We start from the raw sequence: 23,394 nt of genomic DNA on the forward strand, positions 1-23,394 counted from the left end.
GTTCATTCACTTACCGACCGTCCGGTCAGTGAGTTGTGAGATACGCTACATAGCCCCGCAGTGTGATGTCCACAACACGAATTTAAGTATGATGATTGATTTTTAAGACCACCCCCACGAGCCAGGTTTGCAAAGCCCAATCTTCACACTTCTTAGCTGCGCTTTCCTAGCCCTACGGACACTAGCGTGAGGATTTGTTCAGCAATTTCTTCGGGGGTGAACTTTCCGCCGGGCTCATACCAGTCAGCAATCGAATTAACAGCACCAAATATGATTCGGCCAGCGAATCCAGGATCGATATCGGACCGCACACCGCCCTCGTCCTGCGCCTGTTTTACCAGGCCTATCATGGCATAGGTGATCCCCCGACGTTTCTCCATGGCTGCACGTTCTGCCTCAGAGTTGCCACGCAGACGAAGCAGAAGTGTGACCTGTGACTGGTTCGCGCATAGCACGCGGACAGAACCTGCAATCACATAACGCAGCTGCTGGAGAGCCCCTCCTGGCTGCTGGTGTGCCTCTTCGACTACTGCACCTAAAGCGCGAAGTGCCAAATTTGTTGCCTCCCGCAGGATTTCTTCCTTGGACTCCACATGGTGGTAGATCGCCGATTTTGAAATACCGAGAGTTTTCGCCAACGCGCCCATGGAGGTCGCCTCGTACCCATGAGCGTTGAATTCATCGACCGCTGCAGCAATGACCTGCTCTCGCGAATACCCTGGCCTACCTCGCAACGCTGGGCGCTCATCGTATGTCATGCCCACCTCCTTTTTAAATGGTCAATTTACCTGCACAGACCACAAAAACAGAAAAAGTGATGCACGACACACCGCCGTGCTATAAGCTTCTGCAACCAAAGCCACCCATACCTACCAAAGGATGCTAACCACATGAACGAGTCAACACACGCCAGTTTTGCTTCCGATCTTAAGTTTGGCCCTGGCCTCGAATTCACCGAGGAGATGTACAAGCAAGATCGCTCCCTCAAAACTATGGGGATCACCATCACAGCAGTCGAACGTGGACGTACTGAAGGCACCATGACCATCACCCCAGAGATGTGCAACGGCCACAACACCATCCAAGGTGGCTTCCTGTTTACATTCGCAGACGCACTTTTCGCAGGGGCGTGCAATTCATCCGCGGGCACCACTACCGTGGCATCGCAGGTAGGGATCCATTTCATCTCGCCAGGCTTCGTTGGCGATGTTTTGCAAGGTGTCGCCATTGAGCGCGAAACCTGGGGCCGTAACGGCATCACTGACGTGACTATTTTCCGCGACGATGAGGTCATCGCAGAATTTCGTGGCACCTCGCGCACAATTGGAAAACCCTAGACCTGAAGCAAAACCTCAGGTAGATACACGAAACCAACCTTAGATCAACCCCTAAACTACCCCCACCTTTCGCGTGACCTACCCCAATGGATTGACCTAGATCACAGTTCGCCGATATCCTGACCGAACGACCGGTAAGTAAATCGGAATCCGAGGAGGATCATCATGACACCCGCTCAGCTCAGCACCGTGAACGACGACGATAAAGCAGGACAACAGCGTTTCGATGAAATCATCGAGGCCGACTCCCGCATCGAACCAACCGACTGGATGCCAGAGGCATACCGCAAGACCCTTACCCGCCAAGTTTCTCAGCACGCCCACTCCGAGATCATTGGCATGCAACCAGAAGCCAATTGGATTACCCGTGCACCGTCACTCAAGCGCAAGGCCATTTTGATTGCCAAGGTCCAAGATGAGGCAGGCCACGGACTCTACCTTTACTCCGCCGCAGAGACCCTAGGAACCTCCCGTGATGAGCTCGTTGACCAGCTACTGTCCGGAAAAGCGAAGTACTCCTCGATCTTTAACTACCCAGCACGTACCTGGGCAGATATCGGTGCAATCGGCTGGCTTGTCGACGGCGCCGCTATTTGTAATCAGGTTCCGCTGTGCCGTGCGTCTTATGCTCCCTACGCTCGCGCAATGGTTCGTATTTGCAAGGAAGAGTCTTTCCACCAGCGCCAGGGCTGGGAAATCCTCTATGAACTTTCCCATGGCACCGAAGAGCAGAAGCAGATGGCACAGGAAGCCATTAACCGCTTCTATGGCCCAGCACTGCAGATGTTCGGCCCACCGGATGCCGACTCCCCGAACTCCCAGCAGTCTATGAAGTGGAATATCAAGCGTTTTTCCAACGACGAACTCCGCCAGCGCTTCGTCGACATGATTGTTCCTCAGGTTGAGGCCCTGGGACTGTCCTTCGATGACCCAGACCTGAAATGGAACGAAGAACGTGGCCACTATGACTACGGCGAGCTTGACTGGGAGGAATTTAAAGGAGTGATCAAAGGACATGGACCTTTGAACTCGCAGCGCCTGAAGCGTCGTCGAGAAGCATTTGACAATGGTGCGTGGGTTCGCGAGGCCGCCGCAGCGTACGCCAAGCGGAACCACGACGTCGATTCAAAACTCGTCGTTTAAAGGAACGCTAGACAACGAGCCCTCTGCCTACCCATCGCCCAAAAGGAAAAGAACAAAACAATGTCTGATTCCAGCAACTGGCCTCAGTATGAGGTCTTCGTCCGCTCCAATCGCGGTCTGTCCCACGTCCACGCAGGTTCCCTCCACGCCCCAGATGCCACTATGGCACTGCGCAACGCCCGTGACCTATATACACGCCGTAATGAAGGTACTTCGGTGTGGGTGGTCCCCTCCGAGGCAATCGCATCATCTGATCCAGATTCTAAGGGTGGATTCTTCGAGTCCTCCAACGGCAAGGCTTATCGCCACGCTACTTACTTCGAGAAATCTGAAGGGGTGCCACACCTGTGAGCTACGCTACGAACGATTCCGCAACCAAACAGTCCCAAGGCGATGCGATCACCCCTGAAGATGTCGTCGCAGCTGGCGCTATTGCTCCAGAAAAAACAGCTGAGTACGCCGCCATGCTTGGAGATGATGCGCTGATGTTAGCGCAGCGCCTGAGTTGGTGGGTTTCCCGTGCGCCAGAAATGGAAGAAGATATTGCTCTGGCAAATATCGCGCTGGACCTGATCGGCCACACTCGTTTCCTCTATTCTTACGCGGGTACGGCGTGGGACAAATCCGAGGACGATCTCGCATATTTCCGTGACGAGGAAGAGTTCCGTTCGGCTGCAATCACCGAGCAGGAAAACGGCGATTTCGGCCAGACCATTGCCCGCCAACTACTGATCAGCTATTACATGTTCGGGCTGTACACCGGCCTTGAGCAGTCCACTGACCAAACGCTTGCAGCTATCGCAGCAAAGGCGGTGAAAGAGCTCGAGTACCACGTGGACCACGCGAACCAGTGGATGCTGCGTCTCGGACAGGGCACTGAAGAGTCTCACCGTCGTGTCTCGGATGGCCTGCGCTATATGTGGCCCTATGTTGATGAGCTGTTTGAGGATCTTCCGATCCACAATGAGCTTGCCGACGAAGGCATCGCGGTTCTCCCCTCTAGCCTGCGCGCCGAGTTTGATACCCGGATCGAGGCCGTCCTTGATGCAGCTGGAGTGGCTAAGCCTGAGGTGCCACAGTCAGTTAGCGCTCAACGCACCGGCCGTTACTCCGAGCACCGTGGATTTATCCTGGCTGAGATGCAGTCATTGGCCCGCCAGCACCCAGGCGTGACCTGGTAAGAGACCCGGGTAATTACCCGGCCATTCCAGTAATAATCTTTTAGGAGATTCATGATGGCTGAAGTCAATCTCAACCACGAGCTTCGTCCCACCGATGAGCGTGAGCGCCGTGTGTGGGATATCGCTGCACAAGTTCCTGATCCAGAGATTCCTGTGATCTCGATAGCGGACCTGGGTATCTTGCGCAATGTCCACTGTGAGGGCGATACCGCAGTCATCACTATCACGCCTACGTATTCAGGATGCCCGGCGATGGACACTATTACTTCCGATATCTCGGATGCTTTACGTGAATCAGGCGAGGAAGACTTTCGAGTTGACTTGGTCCTGAACCCGGCGTGGACTACGGACTGGATCACCGAGCATGGACGCGAGAAATTGCGCGGTTACGGTATTGCTCCGCCACAGGGCAAGGCGGAGCGTTCTTCTGGTCCAGTGTTGCTCAAACTTGAAGCTCCTCAACCTATTATTTGCCCCCACTGTGGCTCTTCCAATACCGCAGAGATCGCCCGCTTTGGATCAACTTCCTGCAAGGCTCTGTACAACTGCAAGAGCTGCTTTGAACCCTTCGACTACTTCAAGGTGCACTGATGACCACTCCCGCAAAGAAAAAAGCAAAATTCAATACCCTGTCTGTGTCACGGGTCCGCCAGTTAACTGACACATCTGTGGAAGTTAGCTTCGATGTGCCGGAAGCACTGCAGGATGATTATGACTACATTCCCGGCCAGTACGTAGCACTGCGCGCCACTATCGATGGCGAGGAGCTGCGACGTTCTTATTCCATCTGTGATATCCCAAACAAGGGGACTATTCGCGTGGGTATCAAGAAGGACTTAGGTGGCAGATTCTCAACGTGGGCGAATGAGGAACTTCAACCAGGCGATACCATCGACGTGATGAATCCACAGGGGGGCTTTACCTCCAAGATTCATGTGACCAGCTTGAACGATGCGAAAGAACTAGTTGACAAGGACCTAGCCAAGGTTGATCAGCCACACTTGGTCGCTATCGCTGCCGGTTCAGGAATCACCCCGATCATGGCGATCGCGACAGCTGTCCTCGATGCGATTCCTGATGCGAAATTTCAGCTAGTTTACTCCAATAAGGGTGGCGGTGATGTCATGTTCGCTGACAAAATCGGTGATCTCAAAGACAAGTACCCAGCCCGTTTTGCAGTTCACCATGTGCTCACTAGAGAGCAGCGTGTTAACCCGCTGTTTTCTGGGCGGATCGACGATGAAAAGTTACAAATCCTGCTCGACCAGGTTATCCGCCCAGAAACTGTCGACGAATGGTTCCTCTGTGGTCCATTTGAGCTGGTTCAGCTGTGTCGCGACAGTTTGAAGGACCGGGGTATTGACGAAAAGAACATCCGCTACGAGCTATTTACCACCGGTGACCCGAAAAATGAGCCGGGGGGTAATAAAGGTCGTGCGGTGGTCGCTGATCCTTCCGGAAATAATATTGATATCCAATTCCAGTTGGACGGGCTTTCCGGTTCCGTTGAGTCCCCTGTTTCTGCGAAAGAAACCGTACTCAATGCTGCCCTGCGCGTGCGCCCGGATGTTCCTTTCGCATGTGCAGGTGGTGTGTGCGGGACGTGCCGCGCAAAGGTGATTGAAGGCGATTACGAGATGGATGAAAACTACGCGCTTGAGGCCGATGAGGTCGAAGCGGGGTATGTCCTTACTTGTCAGACCCGTCCCACGGGCAAGTCCATTACTGTCGACTATGACGCATAGGAGCAACTTCCATGATAGATCTTCATTTTCAGAAAGTAGCAGAGGGCGCGAAATATGCAGAAGTCGTGCTCAACGACCCAGCTACTTTAAACGCTCTTGCTGAACCTGACCTAGTAGAGATTTCTCAGGCCTATTCCGAAGCGGAAAAGGCAGGAGTCCGCGCTCTTCTGCTGCGTGGCGAAGGCAAGGGGTTCTGCTCTGGTCGCAATATCAAGGGACTTGATCCAGCCGACGATGATGCGACAGATTATTTAGCTAATAAGGTCACCCCGGTACTCAAGCAAATGAGCCAGTTCCCAGCCCCTACTTTCGCGGCAGTCCACGGCGCCTGCCTGGGTGTAGGCCTCGGCCTAGCGATTGCTACAGACATCGTTTATGTGGCCGACCGATCGAAGTTTGGTTCTCCTTTCGCTAACCTCGGGGCCACGCTGGATTCGGGTGGTCACGCCCTTTTTGTCGAGCGTCTTGGGGCGCATCGCACCATGGATCTTATCGTCACCGGCGAATTGATCTCTGGGCCTGAAGCTGTGAAAGCTGGTCTATTCTCTCGGGTGCTGCCCGCCGATGAATTGCTTGAGTTCACCCGCGAAAAAGTCGCCTGCGTCGCCCAAGGAGCAACTCAGGCGTTTTTAACCAGCCGTAGTCTCGTCCATGATATTCGCGACAATGGCACAGGCCTGTGGGCTTCCGTAGAAGAGGAAAATAAAGAGCAGGGGCGTCTCTGTTCTTCTGCAGATTACGCCGAGGGCTTTGCTGCTTTCAATGAAAAGCGCACCCCGAAATTTACTGGCCGATAGAAGCCGATAGAAAGCACCGAAATTATGACTACTGCATATCTTGTCTCAGGAAAGCGTACGCCCGTCGGCCGTTATGGCGGAGCGCTAGCGTCGATCCGCCCTGATGATCTCGCCGCCCTGACTATAAAGTCTGTCATAGACGAAGCGGGGATAGATCCAGCACTTGTCGATGAGGTGTTCCTTGGCAATGCCAACGGCGCTGGTGAAGAAAATCGCAACGTGGCTCGCATGGCGTGGCTGCTGGCAGGTTTTCCTGATACGGTTCCCGGTATAACAGTCAACCGCCTGTGTGCCTCCGGCATGTCTGCGATCGCTCTTGCCACTGCAATGATTGAGTCCGGCCAAGCCGAGATCATTGTGGCTGGTGGCGTTGAGTCTATGTCGCGTGCTCCGTGGGTCGTCGAAAAGCCCACCACCGCTTTTGCAAAGCCGGGTGAAGCTTTCGATACTTCGATTGGTTGGCGCTTTGTCAACCCGATTTTCCAACAGCAGGAAAAGACCACGTTCTCCATGCCGGAAACCGCGGAGGAAGTAGCACGAGTGAAGAGTGTGTCACGCGAAGATGCTGATGCTTTCGCCGTGCAGTCGCAGCAGCGTGCAATCCAAGCGGTCAAGGGTGGCCGTTTCAACCCGGAGATCGTCCCAGTTAAAGTCACAGACCGGAAAGGCAACGTCACGGTCGTAGACACCGATGAGGGTCCACGCGAGGGAACCACGCCAGAGGTTCTTGCCAAGCTTCGCCCGGTAGTCGAGGGAGGTGCAGTTGTCACCGCCGGCAATTCTTCTTCACTCAATGATGGTGCTTCGGCCATCATTGTTGCCAGCGCAGAGGCTGTGAAAAAATACGGGTTGAAAGCTCGAGCTAAAGTTGTCGCTAACGCATCAGCTGGACTTGAGCCTGAGATCATGGGCATGGGCCCGGTACCAGCTACCCGTAAAGTACTGGAGCGCACCGGCTGGTCCATCGACGATCTTGACGCGGTGGAATTAAATGAGGCATTCGCCACCCAGTCTGTGGCGTGCATGCGCGAACTCGGCCTGGATTCTAACATTGTGAATGCCTGGGGTGGGGCGATCGCCTTGGGCCATCCGCTCGGCTCCTCGGGTTCGCGCATCACTATCACTCTGCTCAACCGTCTTGAACAGGACGAAGGTATCCGAGGCATCGCAACAATGTGCGTGGGTGTGGGCCAAGGATCTGCAATCGCGATTGAGAGAGTGTGAGATGACTCTTTGCAATAATTTTACTGCCCTGCACATCACAGAAACCGAAGACCTGCTCACCATTGAGCTATCGAGGCCTGAGGTTCGCAATGCGATAGACCAGACGATGGTCGATGAGCTGCACACGGTGTGCGCCTATTTGGAAGAAACGCCCAAGGTGGCCATCATCATAGGCAGCAACGGCGTGTTCGCCTCAGGTGCTGACATCGGCCAGCTCAAGGAACGTCGACGCGCTGATGCTTTGCGGGGCATCAACAACACGATTTTTCATCGTATCTCGCAGCTGCCGATGCCTGTTATCGCAGCCGTTGACGGCTATGCACTTGGTGGTGGACTTGAGCTTGCGTTGGCCGCTGACTTTCGCGTCTCTACTGAACGGACGAAGTTCGGCCAGCCCGAGGCCAACCTGGGTATCCTTGCGGCGGCAGGGGGCACGTGGCGTTTAAAGGCCACGGTTGGAGAGCCATTGGCAAAAGAGATCCTGCTGGCTGGTCGCATTATCGACGGGACGGAAGCCCTCCAGTACCACCTTGTTTCAGCCCTCGCTGAACCAGATGCGCTTTACGACGAGGCCCTTGACCTGGCAGGGCGCATCAGCAAGCTTGACCCACTAGCTGTGCGCATCACTAAGAGTGTGATGAATATGCCAGTTGATGCCCACCCACAGGTGGATAATTTGGCGCAGGCTGTCCTATTTGAGTCAGATGCAAAATTTGAACGCATGCAAGCATTCCTCGACCGCAAGAAAAATAAGTAAGGAAAAGTAGATGAGTATTCCCACTAGTATAGGTGTTCTTGGTGGCGGCCGCATGGGTGGCGGTATTGCGCACGCGTTCCTGCTGGCTGGTGCAGAAGTCACCGTGGTAGACATTAATGATGATGCGGTGGCCGCGGCCAAAGCTCGAATCACCAAGGATATTGATGGTTCTATCACACGAGGTGTAGTAGAAGGTACAACTGAACAGTGGGCAGAGAAACTTCATTTCTCCACCAATCATGCAGCGTTCGCTGGCCATCAGCTCGTGGTAGAAGCTGTGCCTGAATCTTTCGAATTAAAAACTGATGCCTTTGCCAAGATTGCAGCTGCCGCACCCGAGGCAATGATCGCGACCAATACTTCGTCGTTAAGCGTGTCTGATCTTGCAGCTACCGTAGGCAATAATGTCATCGGCCTGCACTTTTTCAACCCGGTTCCAGCATCGAAGCTGGTGGAGATTGTGGTAGCTGAGTCCACACCAGAATTGCTTGTCGACGAAGCACGTGGCTGGGTCGAGGCGATCAATAAAACCCCGATTGTGGTCAAAGACTCCCCTGGTTTTGCGTCTTCGCGCTTAGGAGTGGTAATCGCGCTTGAGGCAATCCGCATGGTGGAGGAAGGCGTGGCCAGCCCAGAAGATATCGATAACGCAATGGTCTTGGGCTATAAGTTCCCGATCGGTCCACTCGCACTGACCGATATCGTCGGCCTTGATGTGCGCCTAGGTATTGCCGAGTATCTCGAGTCTACTCTCGGATCGGTGTTTACTCCGCCGCAGCTGATGCGCGACATGGTTGAACGTGGCGAGTTAGGACGTAAAACCGGCAAAGGCTTCTACAGCTATTCCGAAAGCTAGCCTGCTAGCTGGGATCGACAATTGCGTTTGTGATACGCGCGGTGCAGAGTCGGCGACCGTGGTCGTCGGCAAGCACTACTTCGTGGCTTGTGAGGGTGCGCCCTAATTTAATAGCTGTTGCCGTTGCCGTGGCATAGCCCTCGCGGCCTGAAGAATGATGAGTTGCATTGATATCTATACCGACTGCCACCTTTCCCATTGACGAGGCATGAATCACCGCGGCCCAGCTGCCAACGGCCTCGGCGAGGGCAACCATTGCCCCACCGTGAAGTAAGCCGAGAGATTGACGGTTGCCATCAATCGGCATGCGCGCCACAACTTTCTCGGCGGACTGCTCAAGGACCTCTACCCCCATCTTTTCATCGAGTTCTCCCAGGGTGATCTGCCAGATCTCGTGGTTGTTGATATCGCTCATGGTGGCACCTTTTCGCTGATAGACAATAATTTTTAAGAATATTACACCCTCCCTACCCCCCGAAGTGTGATCTTGGTTATACTGGCCAAAAATGCCGACCGAACGGTCGGTAATAAATTAATAAGATCGCTGAATGCTCTGACATACCCTGACTCAAACAAAGAAAGGCCCCATCTGATGAATCTCGTACCAAGCTTCCTGCAAGGTAAGTGGATTAGCCCCAAGAACCCACAACGTGTTACCGAGGTAGCGGACTCCTCTACCGGTGAGATCGTCGCCAGGGTCTCCACCGATGGGCTCGACTTCAAAGGTGCGGTTGAATACGGTCGCACCATTGGGCAGCGCAACCTCAAGACACTAACCATCCACGAACGTGCCCTAAAGATCAAGGAACTGGCCCTCTACCTCAACGAGAACAAAGAGAGCCTATATGAACTTGCCAACAAGGCAGGTGCTAACAAACGCGACAATATGGTCGATATCGACGGCGGTATTTCAACTCTTTTCACGTTTTCCTCTAAAGGCCGGCGCGAGATGCCAAACTCCAACGTGGTCGTCGACGGCCCCCCGGAGATTTTGGCGAAGGATTCCTCTTTCCAGGGCCAACACATTTACACCGCCCTGACTGGCGTGGCCGTGCAAATTAATGCTTTCAACTTCCCTGTTTGGGGAATGCTAGAGAAATTCGCCCCCTCGTTCATCGCAGGCATGCCAACAATTGTCAAACCTGCAACCCCTACCGGCTATGTCACCGCTGAACTTATCCGTCTTATGGATCAGTCTGGGATCTTACCTGAAGGCTCTGTGCAGTTGATTTCCGGTTCCGCAGGCGACCTGCTCGACCACCTTGATTACAACGACCACGTCGCCTTCACCGGTTCTGCCTGGACCGCAGACACGTTGCGCAACTCTGATTCTGTGCGCAATAACGGTGTACGTTTCTCCGCTGAGGCGGACTCGCTGAATGCGGCTATCCTGGGACCTGATGCTACCCCTGATACTCCTGAGTTCGAAGCATATGTGAAGCTTCTTTTTGTGGAGCAGACCTCCAAAGCAGGACAGAAGTGTACCGCTGTGCGCCGCGCGATCGTGCCGGAGAATCTCAAAGACGATGTTGCCCAAGCATTAAAGAAGCGTATCGACGAAAAAGTCGTCGTCGGTGATCCGCGCGATGAAAATTCCACCATGGGCCCACTGGTGTCAGTAGAGCAAGCCCACGACGTAAAGAAAGCCGTGGATACGCTGGTGGCTGACGGTGGCAAGGTCGTCGCTGGGGGCGGCGACATCAATGGCGCATTCTTCCCGCCAACTATCTTGACCTTCGACAATGCGCGGTCCGAGCGCGTCCATGACACCGAGGCATTCGGCCCAGTAGTGTCCATCCTTGGTTACACGGACATTGACGACGCTATCGAGTTAGCAGCTTTAGGCTGCGGTTCTTTGGTCGCTTCAGTAGCTACTAATAACCCCGAGACCACCCGCAAGTTTGCGGAAGGTATTGCAGCGCACCATGGCCGCTTGCACTTTATCGACCGCGAAGACGCGAAGACTTCTACCGGCCACGGTTCTCCCCTGCCCCATCTGGTCCATGGTGGCCCCGGTCGCGCAGGCGGGGGCGAGGAGCTTGGCGGTGTTCGCGCGATCAAGCACTACATGCAACGCACCGCAATCCAGGGCTCACCAAACCACCTCACCGCAATTACTGGCGAGTGGCACACCGGGGCACAGGTTCAGCGGGTCACCCGCGAGGATGTTGACAACGGTGCTCAGCACCCGTTCCAAAAGGACCTGGCCACCTTAAAAATTGGCGACCAGTTCGCGTCCCCTCTGCGCAAAGTCAATCTACAAGACATTCTCGACTTTGCTGAAGAAACGGGTGATACTTTCTACGCTCACGTCAATGAAGAAGCCGCGATGAAAAATCCCTTCTTCCCTCGTCGCGTGGCGCACGGGTACTTGCTGGTTGCATGGGCTGCCGGTTTGTTCGTGGAAGGCCGTCCAGGTCCGGTGTTGGCCAACTACGGGTTGGAGAACCTACGATTTGTCAAGCCAGTGACCTACGACGATTCCATCCGCGTTGAGTTGACCGCCAAGCGCATCACCCCGCGCGTGACTGATGATTACGGGGAGGTTGCCTGGGACACTGTCTTGTACAACCAGGACGATGAAATCGTGGCAGTCTACGACGTACTCACTCTCGTTGAGAAGGTCAGCACCACCTACGCATAGCGCACACGGCATCTGCCGTACATCCCCGGAAGCAAAGCAGAACAAGGGGCCACATCGGCCCCTTTATTCTATTTCGAACCCATCAGGTTCACACCGGCCATGATCACAAGAACCGCAGCGGCTACCCCGAAGCCGTACCACGGCGCCACGTTAAACAGTGGCAAGACCAGCAGCGGGGTGGCTGCGTTGCCGAAAAACCGGAAGGCCTGCACGGTAGATAGCATGCGGGAACCACCTGGCGCGCGTAGTACCAGCATGTTTACGCCCACTTGTACCGCTTGAGCAGCAAGTACGGCGAGGCCCCACAACACAGCCAGCAACACCAGCGACGGGGCTATTACCAGTGCAATGAGTGCCACCGCTGCCGCCAGAAGCCCAGCGACCAACACGGGCCGTGCCCCGATCCTGTCTGCCAAGCCACCCACGAAGCGGGAGAACACGAACGCGGTCAGCCCACCGGCCATCACTATTGCGCCACGGGTCACAGCGTCGGCACCAAAGCGCTCTCCGACATACAATGCAACAATAAAGCTTATTCCGATCACGGCCATACCCACGGCAAATAGCGTGAGCATTCCGCGGAGATGCGGCCACCCTACCCGGCGCTGCCCTGCCGGCGCAGGGGAGTCGTCGGCACGCACAAACGGTACCCGCACGATGACGATCACTACCGCAAATGCCCCGAGTACTACGAACATCAGCCGCCATGACACCAGCGCTGTCACACCCGCCAGAAGAGGCGCAGAAAATAGGCCGAAGGACTGCATGGCTGCGTAGGTGCCCAGCGCCTGTCCCAGGCGCTCGTCTGGTGTGATATCGCGCAGGATGAGCTGCAAAAATGGCGCGGTAAATGCGTTGCACAGCCCTGCCACCAGATACGCGAGTACAAACGGCCACCATACGGGCGTGAACACGAGTACAACGCACGCCACAGCAATGATCGCGTAGGCCACACGTACCACCACGGATGGGGACACACCGCGGGCCAGGTGCGTGGAGAAGAGCATCATCACCGCAAACGGCAACATGTACGCCGTCATGGTCAGCGACGCCAGCGACAGCGTAATCCCAAAATCAGCCGCGAATTCAGGTAGCACTACCGACAGTGACTGGCCCGCAAAAGGGCCCAAAAACCCGCCGATCATGATGCACGCGTAGCGCAGTTTATCCATGGACGTGATTGTATGGAACGCCTACCCCCTCAGCAGATTTTGAAACGTTATCGGCACGCGAGGCGACTAAAATATGTGTAACTATCCCCCAGCCCAAGGAATATATGGCTTCTGTCAGCATTGAACGCCGCCGTGTGGTGGCCGCAACCACCATCGGTACCGCCATCGAGTGGTACGACTTCTTCCTCTACGCCGCGGTGGCAGGCCTGGTGTTCAACCAGCTGATGTTCGGGCCTGCTGGTCCAGGCGTTGCAACGGTACTTGCGTTTCTTACAGTAGGTTTGTCATTTCTGTTTCGCCCGCTCGGCGCGTTTCTTGCGGGCCATTATTCGGATAGGCTGGGTCGGCGCGTTGTACTCATGGTCACCTTGTTTGCGATGGGTGGGGCGACCATGCTGATTGGGCTTGTGCCCACCTACGAGGCGATTGGGGTGTGGGCGCCAGTGCTGCTGGTAGTGCTTCGCATCGTGCAAGGTATTTCTGCCGGTGGGGAGTGGGGTTCTGCAGTGCTGCTGGCCGTGGAGCACGCCCCGCATGATCAGCGGGGACGCTTCGGTGCAGGGCCACAGGTGGGTGCTCCCGCCGGGCTACTCATGGCGAATGGTGCGTTGGCATTGATGAACTGGATTGCACCCGGCGATGCCTTTCTGCAGTGGGGGTGGCGGGTGCCGTTCTTGTTCTCCATCGTGCTGGTGGTCATCGGTTATCTCATCCGCATCGGCGTTGATGAGTCCCCGGTGTACACCGAGATGGCGCGCGACCAGGTTGCTCGCCATGTGCCTGCTCATCCCATCGGTGCCCTATTTAGCCGCCACTTCCCTTTGGTTGTTGCGGGCGCACTGCTATTCGCGGCGAACGGTGTGGCAGGCTACATGATGGCTGGTGGCTACATTCAGAACTACACCACCGGAACCCTCGGGTTGGAGCGCGGTCCGATTCTGCTCATAGTGACAGCCTCAGCTGCAGTATGGATTCTTTTTACCCTGGTGGCAGGAGCTTGGTCGGACCGCATCGGACGGAAGAACATGTTCCTGATTGGTTTCATCGTGCAAGCCCTCGGGGTGCTCGCCTTGTTCCCCCTGGTCAATTCCGGCGACTACCTGAGTATTCTTTTTGCGCTTGCGTTTTTGTCAGTAGGCCTGGGTTTGACCTATGGGCAAACCAGCGCTACGTATGCCGAGCTCTTTCCAGCCTCGGTACGTGGCTCGGGTGTGTCCATCACTTATGCGATCGGCTCGATTATCGGTGGCGCTTTCGCCCCAATGATTGCTACATGGTTGGTGGAAACTACTGGGTCTACCGCAGGTGTCACCGCCTATTTGCTGGTTGCTTCAGTTATTGGCTTTTTCACGGCTGCTTTGTTGCGCGACCGCACAGGAATTCCCCTGGGGCATGAGGCAGAAGAACGCCAAGCCCAGGGCCATTTCGTGTTCTCACGCTAGTTTGCTAGACTTTGCGCTTGTCTCGGCGAGGGCTGAAATTTGGGCCGTTATCGACGCGATATGATTCACAGTCTTTTATGAAGCCTGCGATCACTCGACGAGCATTGTCCGTTTGAGTAGGTCGCAGGTTTTTCTCATCGCGGCCCACACACTAACTAGTGAAGGAGTTTCACATGGCTGATACCCCCGTAATTAAGGCTGAGCGCCGCGAAGAATTTGGCAAGGGTGCAGCACGTCGCCTGCGCCGCGACTGGCGTTTGCCGGGCGTTCTCTACTCCAAGGGCGAGGAAACCGTCCACTTCCACGCTAGCCTGTTGGAGATGCAGGCGCTGGTGCGTAACGACGGTGTCAACGCTGTTCTTGAGCTGGAGCTTGATGGTGAGCAGCATCTGGCCATGGTTCGCGCTATCGACCAGAATATTCTGACCCTGAACATTGACCACATTGACCTGCTGGGCATTAAGCGCGGCGAAAAGGTTGAGGTTGACGTCAACATCGTGACCGAGGGCGAGAACGTACCTGGTTCCGTCCTGATCCAGGAAGCAGACGTTCTGACCATTGAGATCGACGCTCTGAAGATTCCGGAAGAGATCGTCGTGTCCATCGAGGGCATGGAGATCGGCGATCAAATCCTGGCCAAGGATGTCAAGCTGCCTGAGGGCGCAACCCTGATCACCGACGGGGAAGACCTCGTCATCAACGTCACCTATGAAGAGGTTGATGAGGAGCTTGAGGAAGCAGCAGAAGAGGCCGAGGCGGGCGGCGCTGAGGCTGGCGCTGAGTCTGCCGATGACGAGTCTGCAGAAGCTGGCTCCGGCGAGGAGTAATCACCTTCGACTTAACCCGTCAGCTCCCGCTGGCGGGTTTTTCTGTGCCATGATGGGCCAGTGACTATCTTGATTGTTGGCCTTGGTAACCCCGGCCCGAAGTATGCGGATACCCGCCATAACGTCGGTGTGATGGTTCTTGCAGAACTCCTCGGAGAGGTCTCTCCCCTGCCCGCTGCCTTAAGCGTGCACAAGAAGACCAACACAGAGATCGCCGAGGTCACCGCAGGCAGGCTTTTCGACGAGCACAGCGTGCTGGCCCGCACCCGCAGCTACATGAATGAGTCTGGCGGGCCCGTCAAGGCTCTTGCCGGCTACTTCGGAGTAGCTCCCGCCGATATTTATGTACTTTACGACGAGATCGACCTCGACTTTGGCCAGGTCAAGTTCCGTCAAGGCGGCGGAGATCATGGGCATAACGGCCTGAAATCTGTCACTAAATCACTAGGGACAACCGATTACAACAAGCTCGCCGTAGGAATTTCACGTCCTCCAGGCCGCCAACCCGTCGCTGACTACGTGCTCAAGCCGTTTAGCAAGAAGGAAGCAGGCGAGCTTCCCTTTGTGTGGAGCGACGCCGTGACCGAGTTACGCCGCCATATATAACATGTATAAAAACGTATAAAAAGAGCCCGAGCGCTGTTATGCGCCCGGGCCAGTTGATCGTCGTTAAGCGATCAATTAAATGGTGATCTCGTCTTCGGAACCCTCGTCACGCTGACGAGTGATCTTGTGCAGGTTGTACTCCCACTCAGCAAGTTCCTCAGGTAACTCGCCCTTGGAGGGATCCTTGATGTAGGCGCGCTCGGATGGGTCGTATGCCCACAGCCAGTCGGCGTACTTGAACCAGCCGGCCTTCTCTGCCTCGCGGAACAGCTCGTTGCGGATCAGGCGAGGCAGGCCATCGACGTGCCACAGCTCGCCCCAGAAACGCGACGTGGTTTGGATGCGTGCACAGCGTGGTTGGCGCTCATCGGAGACCTCGCGCAACACCTTCGGCCAGTCCAACTCGCCCTTCTCGGCAGCTTCCGCGGCGTAGAGCGCGAATACTTCGGCATCCTCCATGGCCATGATCGCGCCGGAAGCGATGTACTGCAGTGGCGGGTGTGCCGCATCGCCCATGACGATGATGCGATCGGAGGCGACCCAATCGTCGATGGGCTCGCGGTCTGCCATCTGCCACCATGTGTGCAGCCACATGTTTTTCAAGCGGGTCTTCACATTGTCGTGGGTGTGGCCAAACGCGTTCTTAAACTCTTCGTTGTTGCCCCAGTCTTCAGGCGCCTCAGTGCCATTGATCAGGGACTCGAGGTAACGAGGCGACTGGAACACGGCAACCTGGTTGAGCAGCTCACCGCCGCGCAGTGGGTACTGGATGAAGTGGCAGCGTGGGCCGATGTGCCCGCGCACATCCTTCAGGTTTTGGATCTCTGGGTCTGGATCGTCGGCAAGCTTCGATGTTCCACGGTAGGCCACATACGCGGACGGAACCGGATCATCCTCGACAATCATGGGGCGGAAGATGGAGTGAGTACCATCGAAACCAATCAGTACGTCGCACTCGACATCGTCGTATGGCTTTTCAGTATCGAAGTCTGCAAGGTGGACCGTCACGCCGTCGCCGTGATCGTCCGCGCCAGTGACCAGGTAGCCATTCTTGAGCTCTGCTCCATGCTCGCGAGCCGCCTCAACCAACATGTCCAAAAGGTCAGAGCGGTGGATCACGAGGTACTCGCCGCCGTAGCGCTGTTTGAACTCCTCGTCGAAGTTCATGGTCAGGATCGGCTCGGAGGTGATACCGTCGCGAAACTGCATGCGCTCAGGAATGAAACCGCCCGCTAGTGCCTTGTCCTTCAGGCCCCAGGCCTCCAGCATCTTCACACCGTGAGGACCGATCTGCAGACCAGCCCCGACTTCCTTGAATTCATAGTGGCGCTCGTACAGGGTGACGTCTGCGCCACGCAAGGCCAACGCGAGGGCGCCGGAGGCACCACCGATGCCACCGCCTACGATGACAATTTTCTGGCCAGCTAGTTCGTTAGTCTTCTCGACGGACATGTGAAACTATCTTCCTTTCAGAATTTTTGGAGCTGCGATACTACTGCGATACTTCAGTGTATGGAATTGTGAGCCACTTTACTGTGGTTCGGTATGCGAGATGATCGTTGCGGTTTCATGCTGTGCTGGTCCTATCTGGCGACGGCGGATATCGGCCAGGATGAAGAGCGACAGGGATGATAGCAGCGCGGCGATCGCAAACATGAGGTAGTTGGAGTTGACTCCCAGGCCCCATGTGAGCAAAAGACCGGCCATCTGGGGTGCTACGACTGCACCCAACCGGCCCACGCCCAGCGCCCAACCCAAAGCTGTGCCACGCAGGTCGTGCGGGTAGAACTGGGTGACAGCTGCAATAATCAGAATCTGGGTACCGTGGGTACCCACGCCTGCGAGGACGAGGATGAGATATACCGCCCAGATCGGCGGGCTGGGCAGTAGAAGAAGAAGTGCGATACCTGCAACCCCTGCTGCCACGGAGCCGGAAAGAACGGGACCGAACTTATCGCCTGCCCACGCTGTCACCACAGAACCGATGATCGCACCAAGGTTAAGCGCCAAAGTGAAATTTAGAGCGGCACCGAAGTCATAGCCGTCTTCTGTCATTAACTTCGGCAGCCAGGTGCCCAATCCGAACCATGCGAGCAGCGTCATGAAGGTAGCGATTGCGAACCAGATGGTGACGGTGCGGTAACTTGCGCCCAGGATCGCGCCGAAACCTGGCTTTTCCGCGTTGACACCTTCGCCTTGGTGGTCCGCCTCGTAGTCAGCAGCGATGGCCTGATCTGAAGGGATCACCTTCATCGCGATCGGGAGGCCGATAATTAATGGCACGAAAGCGATCAGGAACATCGTGCGCCAGCCCCAGTGGGGGTCGAACGGCACGATGAACTGGGCCAGTACAGCCGCGAACGAACCACCCAGCGGAACGCCAGACATCATCACAGTGGACCATGCAGACATCCTGTTCGGAGGAACTAGATCCGAGGTCATCGCGTTAACTGAGGGCACGAGACCACCCAGGCCGATTCCAGCGAGGAGGCGGAACACTGCGAAGATGATAGGGCCGAGCGCAAACGCACAGAGAACGGTAAATACAGAGAGCACGATGACCGATCCGATGACGGCGAACTTGCGTCCAACTTGGTCTGAGATGCGTCCGATGAAGACCGCACCAATGACCATGCCGACGAAAGCCGCCGAACCGACTGTTCCAGCCTGGGCTGCGCTAATCCCCCATTCGTTCATGAGAGCACCTTGCACCGTGCCGTACACGATGAGGTCATAGCCATCAAAGATGACGAAGAACCAACCAATGAGTACTGCAGCTAGGCGACGGCCAGAGATACCGAGGACGGTAAAACCAGACGATGAAGAGAGTGAAGCCATAGCTACATAATCGGCGTGATCGCCGTTACAATCAAAATTATTCCACACAGCGGAAGGATTACCATTGATTGCACACGGCCCCACCCAAGGCCCACCCCCAAGGGAGTACCTCCAGTCCGTAGATCTGGCACTGGCCTTAATCCTCATGTTGCGAGACAACGGGTCACTCACCATTTCGGGGGCAGCCGATACCTTAAATGTCGCCCCGTCAACCGTGCACCGCTCCATGTCCATGCTGGTTTACCGAGGTTTCGCAACTCGCTCAGAATCACGGGCTTACCTACCGGGTCCGGCCATTTCGTCGACAAGCCTTGTGCCGGGCATGGGCTCGGAGCTGATCGAGGCGACCGCAGATCACCTCACCGCCCTTGCGGCAGAAACTGGCGAGACCTGCAACTTGCAAGTCCTGTCCAACAACAAGACACACTTCCTTTACTCTGCCGAGGGTTCGAATATGGTGCGCGTCGGCACGCGACGTGGACAAGTCATGCCTGCCGACGAAAACTCCGGCGGGCTAGCCATCCTGGCGGAACTGTCTCCGGGCGAACTGCGCGCCCTCTACCCAACAATGCAGGATGAAGCGTTTGAGGATCTGCGCCGGACTCTTCACCGCACACGGAAGCGTGGGTTCGCCCTCAACAACGGGCTATACGAACACGACGTCTCCGCAGTAGGTGCTGTCCTACGCAATGAACTAGGCGACACACTGGGAGCAATCACAGTGTCTATTCCCACATCACGCTTCCGCAATGTCCACCGCGAATGTGCCGAGATCCTCGTGAAGCACGTGAGGGATTTGAATGGTCGATTAGCGAAGTTCCGTCCGGCAAATGTGTACTAAGGGGCGATCTTTACCACCCCCGGCCTAATATTCCGCTAGGCGGAAAAGTTTTGAATCATGTTCCGGATGCGCCTATGTTCGACATCACAACCTGACGACAAAATGTGTGCCATTACAGGGCGCGCGACAACAGGAGGTAGAACGATGAGTGATACTGATTACTCGCAAGAGCATGTCGAGTTCACCGCTCCGGAACCAACTCCCGAAGAGCAGGCTGAGCTGGACGCAATGTACAAGCGCATGGATGAGCTGCATCTGAAGCCACTATGGCGCCAGATTGGTGGCCTCATGCCAAATACTCCAGAACCAAAGACCATCGCTTACCACTGGGATTGGGAGGCACTGTACAAGGAAGCCCAGCGCTCCGGCGAGCTAGTTCCTGTCGGCCGTGGTGGCGAACGCCGCGCAATCGGGCTGGCTAACCCAGCACTTGATGGCAACACCTACGTCTCTCCTACCCTGTGGGCCGCGATTCAATACCTGGCTCCTGGAGAGAACGCACCTGAACACCGCCATTCCCAGAACGCCTTCCGCTTCGTAATCGAAGGCGAGGGCGTTTGGACAGTGGTCAACGGCGATGCTGTTCCCATGAAGCGCGGTGATTTCTTGATCACCCCAGGCTGGGCTTTCCACGGCCACCACAATATTGCTACCGAGCCAATGGCGTGGCTTGACGGCCTGGACATCCCATTCGCCCACTCCATGGATACCGGCTTCTTCGAGTACGGCACCGAGAAGCTGACCGACGAGGGCACCCCTGAATACTCTCGCGGCGAGCGCCTGTGGGCTCACCCAGGTCTGCGCCCCGTCGCATACCCCGGAAAAACCGTTTCCTCCCCGATCGGCCGTTTTGCCTGGGAGCACACCGATGCCGCGCTCAATGAGCAGCTGAAACTCGAAGACGAGGGCTTCCCCGGTGTTGTCTCCCCAGGCCACGCGGCCGTTCGCTACACCAACCCAACTACCGGCGAAGACGTCATGCCCACCATCCGCGCCGAGTTCCACCGCCTGCGCCCAAACGCAGCGACAGTTCCTGTCCACGAAGTAGGCAACCGTGTCTTCCAACTGTTCGAAGGCTCTGCAACCGCGTATGTTGGTGATGAGAAGTTCGATCTGCAGCACGGTGACGTCTTCAACGTTCCATCATGGAAGAAGTGGCACATCGAGGCCGGCGACGATGGCGCTGACCTGTTTAACTTCTCTGACCATCCAATTTTTGAGAAGCTCGATCTCGCACGTACCTACACTCCGGAAGGAATCTAAAATATGCGTCTTGCAACAATCCGTTCTAATGAGGGCACCTTCGCAGCTCGCGTCGAGGGCGAATCCTCTGCAATCAAGATCGACGGCTACGCCTGCGTCGGCGAGCTCCTCAAGCAGGAAAACTGGGAGCAAATCGCGAAGGATGCCTCTGGTAAGACTGTCGAGTTCGCCCAGTCGGACCTCGAGGCTGTTGTTCCAGCCCCAAACAAGATTGTCTGCGTTGGCCTGAACTACGCTAACCACATCAAGGAAATGGGCCGCAACCTCCCAGAGTTCCCAACGCTGTTCGTAAAGTACCCTGATGCCCTGACCGGCCCATTCGACGATGTGCTGGTTCCGGAGTACGCAAACTCTGAGCTGGACTGGGAAGGCGAGCTGGCTGTGATCATCGGCAAGCGCGCACGCCGTGTCAAGGCTGCTGATGCACAAGATTACATCGCAGGCTACGCAGTCATGAATGACTACACCATGCGCGACTATCAGTACCGCACGCTGCAGTGGCACCAGGGTAAGTCCTTTGAGAAGTCCGCTGGCTTCGGCCCATGGATGACCACCAAGGATGACTACACCTTTGGTGGCGAGCTGGCTACCTACCTCGAAGATGAGAAGGTGCAGACCACCCCAACCGATGATCTTGTTTTCGGCCCTGAGGCTCTGATCGAATACATTTCTCACATCTACCCACTGGATCCAGGCGACGTCATCGTCACCGGTACCCCAGGCGGCGTCGGCCACGCACGCGATCCAAAGCGCTACATCGGCGACGGCCAAACCGTGAAGGTTGAGATCGACGGCTTGGGCTATGTGGCAAATAAGACGGTGTTCGAGTAATGACACAATCCTTCCACGACCTGCCCATTGAGGAGCGCCTTGCGCTGACCCGCCGTGGCACTGCCCACTATTCGGGCCAGTTGGCGCTCATTGACAACGCCGATTTCGGCCGCGACACTCTCCTCGACGGATGGGACGTGTCCCACCTGGCTGCACACGTCGCATATAACGCGCGCGCTCTGTGCAACCTGATGGACTGGGCTGAAACAGGTGTGGAGAACCCGATGTACTCCTCCCCTGACGCCCGCGGCAAGGAAATCGAGTTCGGATCGACCCTGCGCCAGGACGCAATCCGCAACTTACACGACCACACCCTGGTTCGCCTGGATGTGGCGTGGCGCGATGCAACCGAGGATGCTTGGAGCGCCGAGGTAAAGACCGCGCAGGGGCGCACTGTCCCTGCTTCTGAAACCTTGTGGATGCGAACCCGCGAGGTCTGGATCCACGCGGTAGACCTGCACGTCAATGCCGGATTCAATGACATCCCACCAGTGATTCTGTCCACGCTTGTACCGGAGATTGCTGGTAAGTGGCGCGGTAGTGGTGCTGGCGAAGGCCTTGTCATGATCAACACCGACACTGACGAACGTATCGAGGTTTCTGGAACCCCAACCACTGAGGTTCGTGGCTCCCTCGCCGGCCTCGCCCGCTGGGCATCTGGCCGCGGTGGCCAAGGCGTCAATGCTGATGCCCCTGAACCACCTCGTTGGCTCTAGGAGAAGGCCACCCTATTACGACCCAATAGCCATAACCCGCCTCCAACTTCCATAGTTGGGGCGGGTTTTCTACCCCCTTTTTTGGGGTATGTGGCGACTTTAGATTAGAAATTCTGCATGGCCGTCAATATCACTTCCCAAATAGAGTTTCGTTTTTATTACGAATGACACAATGCCAAGAAAACCTTTTAACAGCCAAAATAGGACCCACTATTTAAAAATTTAGAAATTGTTTGTAATGACAATAAGAATTTAAATTTCATAATCTCTTCACTTTTTGTAAAGACACGCTAAGTTAGATGGCAGTCCCGCAAGCGCTTACCAGCCGAAGGATCCCTCAGGAATGAACTACATTCTCGTTTCTACTAACCCAACCCTTGAAGCCCTCTTTACCCGAGTTATACCGGAGGTGCCCTTCTGCACGTTCAACTCCATTTCGTCACTACCGCAGGATCTAAATCAGCAAATCACGACTTTGATTGTTGATGAGCCGACGATTAGTTTGATGCAACTGCTCGATGCGCCCACAGACTTCGGAAAGTACGCCAAGATTATCATTTTGACTGAAAAGCGCTCCGAGCTAATAAGTAATTTCGAGAACTCTACAATAGTGTCTTACCCCCTTACGGCTGATGAAATACGCGATCACATCACCCATGTAGGAAAGATCAGTGCTTGAAACATCAGTGATTTTTCAGGGGGCGACCTTTCTCCTGATTCTTTTAGTACTTCTGTGCTTCTACCTGTTTATTGCCAATTTTCGGATGCAAAAAGTGACAAACAGAAAGGAAGCCTTCGTCACAGCAACACGTGAGAGGTTGATTCGTGCTCTTTTCGACGACGAAGATATTGATCTGCAGATCAACTCCAACTATGAGCTCCGCTGGACGATTGAGACTCTGTTGTCATTCCAAAACACCTATGGAGATGCGGAAATTCGCAATCGTATCTCTTGGCTGGCCAACGACAAGTTAACTCAGCCATTGAGAAAGCAATTGTCTTCCCCTTGGAAAGCCAAGCGCCAGTATGCTCTGCTCGCGGTTGTCCAGTTAGACATGACCACACTTGACGACGAGGTAGCAGGCCTGAAGCCACGCTCTCCTTTTGAGAAAAGCCTTATCGATTCTGCCCACGGAAAGGAACTCCCCCATGGTTAATGCCAACGCTGTGCTGG

At 55.6% G+C, this 23,394-nt stretch carries 25 protein-coding genes; 20 read left to right on the top strand and 5 right to left on the bottom strand.

Annotated features, from left to right (window positions below; all coding sequences use genetic code 11):
- Window positions 1-152 precede the first annotated feature (152 nt).
- The gene (locus tag CKV99_RS07470) at window positions 153-758 is read right to left on the bottom strand and encodes a TetR/AcrR family transcriptional regulator (protein ID WP_092258470.1); all 606 of its coding nucleotides are present in this window, start codon (window positions 756-758) and stop codon (window positions 153-155) included.
- A gap of 132 nt (window positions 759-890) precedes the next feature.
- Between CKV99_RS07470 and paaI the strand changes: the two genes are divergently transcribed.
- The 10 genes from paaI (at window position 891) to CKV99_RS07520 (ending at window position 9,040) form a co-directional block, all read left to right on the top strand.
- Window positions 891-1,337 carry a hydroxyphenylacetyl-CoA thioesterase PaaI gene (gene paaI / locus CKV99_RS07475; RefSeq protein WP_092258473.1) on the top strand — a complete coding sequence of 149 codons (447 nt, stop codon included), beginning with the start codon at window positions 891-893 and terminating at the stop codon, window positions 1,335-1,337.
- Window positions 1,338-1,502: 165 nt separating this feature from the next.
- Window positions 1,503-2,480 carry a 1,2-phenylacetyl-CoA epoxidase subunit PaaA gene (gene paaA / locus CKV99_RS07480; RefSeq protein WP_092258476.1) on the top strand — a complete coding sequence of 326 codons (978 nt, stop codon included), beginning with the start codon at window positions 1,503-1,505 and terminating at the stop codon, window positions 2,478-2,480.
- A 60-nt stretch (window positions 2,481-2,540) separates the two neighbouring features.
- On the top strand, window positions 2,541-2,831 hold the full coding sequence (gene paaB, locus CKV99_RS07485; RefSeq protein WP_092258479.1) for a 1,2-phenylacetyl-CoA epoxidase subunit PaaB: 291 nt from the start codon (window positions 2,541-2,543) through the stop codon (window positions 2,829-2,831).
- Window positions 2,828-3,661, top strand: a complete 834-nt coding sequence (paaC, locus tag CKV99_RS07490; RefSeq protein ID WP_092258482.1) for a 1,2-phenylacetyl-CoA epoxidase subunit PaaC — start codon at window positions 2,828-2,830, stop codon at window positions 3,659-3,661. The genes paaB and paaC overlap by 4 nt, the downstream gene beginning before the upstream one ends.
- Window positions 3,662-3,712: 51 nt before the next feature.
- Window positions 3,713-4,252 carry a 1,2-phenylacetyl-CoA epoxidase subunit PaaD gene (gene paaD, locus CKV99_RS07495; RefSeq protein ID WP_092258485.1) on the top strand — a complete coding sequence of 180 codons (540 nt, stop codon included), beginning with the start codon at window positions 3,713-3,715 and terminating at the stop codon, window positions 4,250-4,252.
- On the top strand, window positions 4,252-5,406 hold the full coding sequence (gene paaE, locus CKV99_RS07500) for a 1,2-phenylacetyl-CoA epoxidase subunit PaaE (protein WP_092258488.1): 1,155 nt from the start codon (window positions 4,252-4,254) through the stop codon (window positions 5,404-5,406). The genes paaD and paaE overlap by 1 nt, the downstream gene beginning before the upstream one ends.
- Before the next feature lie 11 nt (window positions 5,407-5,417).
- On the top strand, window positions 5,418-6,203 hold the full coding sequence (locus CKV99_RS07505; RefSeq protein ID WP_092258490.1) for an enoyl-CoA hydratase/isomerase family protein: 786 nt from the start codon (window positions 5,418-5,420) through the stop codon (window positions 6,201-6,203).
- Window positions 6,204-6,227: 24 nt separating this feature from the next.
- Window positions 6,228-7,427, top strand: coding sequence for an acetyl-CoA C-acyltransferase (locus CKV99_RS07510; protein ID WP_092258493.1), 1,200 nt, complete (start codon window positions 6,228-6,230; stop codon window positions 7,425-7,427).
- 1 nt (window position 7,428) lies between these two features.
- Window positions 7,429-8,184 (top strand): enoyl-CoA hydratase/isomerase family protein, encoded by a 756-nt coding sequence (locus CKV99_RS07515; RefSeq protein WP_092258496.1) that lies wholly within the window; start codon window positions 7,429-7,431, stop codon window positions 8,182-8,184.
- A 10-nt stretch (window positions 8,185-8,194) separates the two neighbouring features.
- Complete coding sequence (locus CKV99_RS07520) at window positions 8,195-9,040, top strand: 3-hydroxyacyl-CoA dehydrogenase family protein (protein ID WP_092258499.1); 846 nt, start codon at window positions 8,195-8,197, stop codon at window positions 9,038-9,040.
- Window positions 9,041-9,044: 4 nt separating this feature from the next.
- Here the strand turns inward: CKV99_RS07520 and CKV99_RS07525 are convergent, their stop codons facing one another.
- Window positions 9,045-9,455, bottom strand: a complete 411-nt coding sequence (locus CKV99_RS07525; protein WP_092258502.1) for a PaaI family thioesterase — start codon at window positions 9,453-9,455, stop codon at window positions 9,045-9,047.
- 177 nt (window positions 9,456-9,632) lie between these two features.
- Here CKV99_RS07525 and paaZ point away from each other — a divergent pair, with 177 nt between their 5' ends.
- Window positions 9,633-11,684, top strand: coding sequence for a phenylacetic acid degradation bifunctional protein PaaZ (paaZ, locus tag CKV99_RS07530; RefSeq protein ID WP_092258505.1), 2,052 nt, complete (start codon window positions 9,633-9,635; stop codon window positions 11,682-11,684).
- A gap of 68 nt (window positions 11,685-11,752) precedes the next feature.
- Here paaZ and CKV99_RS07535 read toward each other — a convergent pair whose 3' ends face one another.
- Entirely contained in the window at window positions 11,753-12,856 is a 1,104-nt protein-coding gene (locus tag CKV99_RS07535) for an MFS transporter (RefSeq protein ID WP_092258508.1), read from the bottom strand.
- Between the two features lie 104 nt (window positions 12,857-12,960).
- Here CKV99_RS07535 and CKV99_RS07540 point away from each other — a divergent pair, with 104 nt between their 5' ends.
- The 3 genes from CKV99_RS07540 (at window position 12,961) to pth (ending at window position 15,731) form a co-directional block, all read left to right on the top strand.
- Entirely contained in the window at window positions 12,961-14,298 is a 1,338-nt protein-coding gene (locus CKV99_RS07540) for an MFS transporter (RefSeq protein ID WP_092258510.1), read from the top strand.
- A gap of 173 nt (window positions 14,299-14,471) precedes the next feature.
- Window positions 14,472-15,125, top strand: a complete 654-nt coding sequence (locus CKV99_RS07545) for a 50S ribosomal protein L25/general stress protein Ctc (protein ID WP_092258513.1) — start codon at window positions 14,472-14,474, stop codon at window positions 15,123-15,125.
- Between the two features lie 60 nt (window positions 15,126-15,185).
- A complete protein-coding gene (gene pth / locus CKV99_RS07550) occupies window positions 15,186-15,731 on the top strand; it encodes an aminoacyl-tRNA hydrolase (RefSeq protein WP_092258516.1) in 546 nt (181 codons plus the stop codon).
- 75 nt (window positions 15,732-15,806) lie between these two features.
- Here pth and CKV99_RS07555 read toward each other — a convergent pair whose 3' ends face one another.
- Together CKV99_RS07555 and CKV99_RS07560 are read right to left on the bottom strand one after the other, a co-directional pair.
- Window positions 15,807-17,183 (bottom strand): FAD-dependent monooxygenase, encoded by a 1,377-nt coding sequence (locus tag CKV99_RS07555; protein WP_092258519.1) that lies wholly within the window; start codon window positions 17,181-17,183, stop codon window positions 15,807-15,809.
- A gap of 78 nt (window positions 17,184-17,261) precedes the next feature.
- Window positions 17,262-18,569, bottom strand: coding sequence for an MFS transporter (locus CKV99_RS07560; RefSeq protein ID WP_092258806.1), 1,308 nt, complete (start codon window positions 18,567-18,569; stop codon window positions 17,262-17,264).
- Window positions 18,570-18,633: 64 nt separating this feature from the next.
- On the opposite strand from CKV99_RS07560, the gene CKV99_RS07565 reads away from it, so the two are divergent.
- The 6 genes from CKV99_RS07565 (at window position 18,634) to CKV99_RS07590 (ending at window position 23,377) form a co-directional block, all read left to right on the top strand.
- Window positions 18,634-19,410, top strand: a complete 777-nt coding sequence (locus CKV99_RS07565; protein WP_092258522.1) for an IclR family transcriptional regulator — start codon at window positions 18,634-18,636, stop codon at window positions 19,408-19,410.
- Window positions 19,411-19,554: 144 nt separating this feature from the next.
- The gene (locus CKV99_RS07570) at window positions 19,555-20,673 is read left to right on the top strand and encodes a cupin domain-containing protein (RefSeq protein WP_092258525.1); all 1,119 of its coding nucleotides are present in this window, start codon (window positions 19,555-19,557) and stop codon (window positions 20,671-20,673) included.
- 3 nt (window positions 20,674-20,676) lie between these two features.
- Window positions 20,677-21,504: a fumarylacetoacetate hydrolase family protein gene (locus CKV99_RS07575; protein ID WP_092258528.1), complete on the top strand. Its 828-nt coding sequence runs from the start codon at window positions 20,677-20,679 to the stop codon at window positions 21,502-21,504.
- Window positions 21,504-22,220, top strand: coding sequence for a maleylpyruvate isomerase family mycothiol-dependent enzyme (locus tag CKV99_RS07580; RefSeq protein WP_092258531.1), 717 nt, complete (start codon window positions 21,504-21,506; stop codon window positions 22,218-22,220). Before CKV99_RS07575 ends, CKV99_RS07580 begins: the two co-directional genes overlap by 1 nt.
- Window positions 22,221-22,563: 343 nt before the next feature.
- Window positions 22,564-22,899 carry a hypothetical protein gene (locus tag CKV99_RS07585; RefSeq protein ID WP_092258533.1) on the top strand — a complete coding sequence of 112 codons (336 nt, stop codon included), beginning with the start codon at window positions 22,564-22,566 and terminating at the stop codon, window positions 22,897-22,899.
- Window positions 22,892-23,377 carry a hypothetical protein gene (locus CKV99_RS07590; RefSeq protein ID WP_092258536.1) on the top strand — a complete coding sequence of 162 codons (486 nt, stop codon included), beginning with the start codon at window positions 22,892-22,894 and terminating at the stop codon, window positions 23,375-23,377. The genes CKV99_RS07585 and CKV99_RS07590 overlap by 8 nt, the downstream gene beginning before the upstream one ends.
- The last annotated feature ends 17 nt before the right edge of the window (window positions 23,378-23,394 follow it).

The sequence above is a fragment of the Corynebacterium cystitidis genome, assembly GCF_900187295.1.
GTDB lineage: Bacteria > Actinomycetota > Actinomycetes > Mycobacteriales > Mycobacteriaceae > Corynebacterium > Corynebacterium cystitidis.

Excerpts from the sequence above, each read along its gene's own strand:
- CKV99_RS07470 (WP_092258470.1), bottom strand. The coding sequence starts at position 758 with ATGACATACGATGAGCGCCCAGCGTTGCGAGGTAGGCCAGGGTATTCG.
- paaI (WP_092258473.1), top strand. The coding sequence starts at position 891 with ATGAACGAGTCAACACACGCCAGTTTTGCTTCCGATCTTAAGTTTGGC.
- paaA (WP_092258476.1), top strand. The coding sequence starts at position 1,503 with ATGACACCCGCTCAGCTCAGCACCGTGAACGACGACGATAAAGCAGGA.
- paaB (WP_092258479.1), top strand. The coding sequence starts at position 2,541 with ATGTCTGATTCCAGCAACTGGCCTCAGTATGAGGTCTTCGTCCGCTCC.
- paaD (WP_092258485.1), top strand. The coding sequence starts at position 3,713 with ATGATGGCTGAAGTCAATCTCAACCACGAGCTTCGTCCCACCGATGAG.
- paaE (WP_092258488.1), top strand. The coding sequence starts at position 4,252 with ATGACCACTCCCGCAAAGAAAAAAGCAAAATTCAATACCCTGTCTGTG.
- CKV99_RS07505 (WP_092258490.1), top strand. The coding sequence starts at position 5,418 with ATGATAGATCTTCATTTTCAGAAAGTAGCAGAGGGCGCGAAATATGCA.
- CKV99_RS07510 (WP_092258493.1), top strand. The coding sequence starts at position 6,228 with ATGACTACTGCATATCTTGTCTCAGGAAAGCGTACGCCCGTCGGCCGT.
- CKV99_RS07515 (WP_092258496.1), top strand. The coding sequence starts at position 7,429 with ATGACTCTTTGCAATAATTTTACTGCCCTGCACATCACAGAAACCGAA.
- CKV99_RS07520 (WP_092258499.1), top strand. The coding sequence starts at position 8,195 with ATGAGTATTCCCACTAGTATAGGTGTTCTTGGTGGCGGCCGCATGGGT.
- CKV99_RS07525 (WP_092258502.1), bottom strand. The coding sequence starts at position 9,455 with ATGAGCGATATCAACAACCACGAGATCTGGCAGATCACCCTGGGAGAA.
- paaZ (WP_092258505.1), top strand. The coding sequence starts at position 9,633 with ATGAATCTCGTACCAAGCTTCCTGCAAGGTAAGTGGATTAGCCCCAAG.
- CKV99_RS07535 (WP_092258508.1), bottom strand. The coding sequence starts at position 12,856 with ATGGATAAACTGCGCTACGCGTGCATCATGATCGGCGGGTTTTTGGGC.
- CKV99_RS07540 (WP_092258510.1), top strand. The coding sequence starts at position 12,961 with ATGGCTTCTGTCAGCATTGAACGCCGCCGTGTGGTGGCCGCAACCACC.
- CKV99_RS07545 (WP_092258513.1), top strand. The coding sequence starts at position 14,472 with ATGGCTGATACCCCCGTAATTAAGGCTGAGCGCCGCGAAGAATTTGGC.
- CKV99_RS07555 (WP_092258519.1), bottom strand. The coding sequence starts at position 17,183 with ATGTCCGTCGAGAAGACTAACGAACTAGCTGGCCAGAAAATTGTCATC.
- CKV99_RS07560 (WP_092258806.1), bottom strand. The coding sequence starts at position 18,569 with ATGGCTTCACTCTCTTCATCGTCTGGTTTTACCGTCCTCGGTATCTCT.
- CKV99_RS07570 (WP_092258525.1), top strand. The coding sequence starts at position 19,555 with ATGAGTGATACTGATTACTCGCAAGAGCATGTCGAGTTCACCGCTCCG.
- CKV99_RS07575 (WP_092258528.1), top strand. The coding sequence starts at position 20,677 with ATGCGTCTTGCAACAATCCGTTCTAATGAGGGCACCTTCGCAGCTCGC.
- CKV99_RS07580 (WP_092258531.1), top strand. The coding sequence starts at position 21,504 with ATGACACAATCCTTCCACGACCTGCCCATTGAGGAGCGCCTTGCGCTG.
- CKV99_RS07585 (WP_092258533.1), top strand. The coding sequence starts at position 22,564 with ATGAACTACATTCTCGTTTCTACTAACCCAACCCTTGAAGCCCTCTTT.